General features: G+C 67.7%; 1 protein-coding gene. It reads right to left on the bottom strand.

Features of this window, described 5'->3' with window-relative positions; genetic code table 11:
* Positions 1 to 1,623: calcium-binding protein (locus tag AC1DRP_RS36475; RefSeq protein WP_476771125.1), on the bottom strand; the 1,623-nt coding region annotated here is incomplete at both ends.

Genomic DNA, 1,623 nt, shown 5'->3' with positions numbered 1-1,623 from the left:
GGCAGTGCCGGCCTGGTCGCCATAGGCGCTGGCGAACGGATCGGCCTCGTCCCCGGGCGCACCATTGGCGGGATCGCCATCCGTGCGGATCTGGTACTGGCTGACGATGATGCGGTCGCCAGCCTCGAGATCGAGGATCTGGTGGATCAGGTCGCGGTCATCCTCGTCATAGGGCACGTCGAACGAGAAGCAGTCGTTGCCGGCACCGCCGGTCAGCGTCACTGCGTCGGCACCGATGGTGAAGTGGTCGTCGCCGCTGCCGCCGATCACCGCCTCGATATTGGAGAAGCTGTCCGCGCCGATCTCGACGCTGACCGCCTTGCCCTCGACCAGGTTGATGTCGATGCATTGCGTCGCCTGGGAGTAATCCAGCGTGTCGCTGCCGTTGCCGCCATCATAGCAATCGGCCGCGGCATCGAGCGTGCCGATGATCACGTCGTTGCCGGCGCCGGCCTTGACGAGATCCTCACCGGTACCGCCATCGAGCGTATCGTCGCCAGCATCTCCGGCGATCTGGTCGTTACCAGCTCCGCCCATGACCACGTCGTCGCCGTCATCGCCCTCGAGCCGGTCGTTGCCGGCCCCGCCATCGATGACATCATCGCCCGCGTCGCCCTCGATCYGGTCGTCACCAGCCTCGCCGAAGAGCCGGTCATTGCCGGCATTGCCCTCGACCCGGTCGTCGCCGGCGCCGGCGAAGACGATGTCGTCATCCGCGTCGCCCTCGATCCGGTCGCGCCCGTCGCCGCCGAAGACGATGTCGTCACCGGTCCCGCCATGGATCTGGTCGTCGCCGCTGCCGCCCGCGAGGTGATCGTCGCCGGAACCGCCGTCGAGCACATCGTCACCGTCGTCGCCGGAGAGCGTGTCGTCGCCATCCTCGCCGAAGAGCCGGTCATCGCCGCCGCCGCCGGCCGCTGCATCGTCGCCCGCGCCGAGCTGGGCCGTGTCCTGGCCGGCGCMGAACTGGACGATGTCGACATGAGCGCCACCGGTCACAACATTGTTGCCGTTGCCGGTGCGGACGCTGTTGGTGCCATCGCCGGTGAAGATCGTGTTGTCGCCTTCGCCGCCGTCGATCCAGTCGTCGCCGGCGCCGCCGTCGAGGATGTCGTCGCCGTCCTCACCATAGACCTGGTCATTGCCGGCGCCGCCCATGACGTGATCGTCGCCGGCATCGCCATGAACTTCATCATTCCCGGCGCCGCCATCCACGGTGTCGTCGCCCTCATCGCCATGGGCGACGTCGTTGCCGGCATCCCCGGCGATCTGGTCGTTGCCCTCGCCGCCAGAGATCTGGTCGTTGCCGTCACCGCCGGAGAGCTGGTCGTTGCCCTTGCCGCCGATGATGATGTCATTGCCGGCCTCGCCATAGATGATGTCGTCGCCATCCTCGCCGAAGAGCTGGTCGTCGCCGTCATCGCCATAGATCGTGTCGTTGCCGTCGCCGCCATAGACGATGTCGTTGCCGCGCCCGGCATAGATCAGGTCATGGCCGGCGCCGCCGCGGATGAAGTCGTTGCCGGCGCCGCCATGCAGGATGTCGGAGCCGCCGCGGCCGTCGATCACGTCATTGCCGTCGCGCCCGTCGATCAGGTCGGCGCATTCCGTCCCGGTCAGGCT

Source organism: Allobosea sp. 01N443, assembly GCF_056399325.1.
The sequence above is the reverse complement of the archived record's forward strand: the minus strand, read 5'-3'. Positions and strand labels throughout refer to the sequence as shown.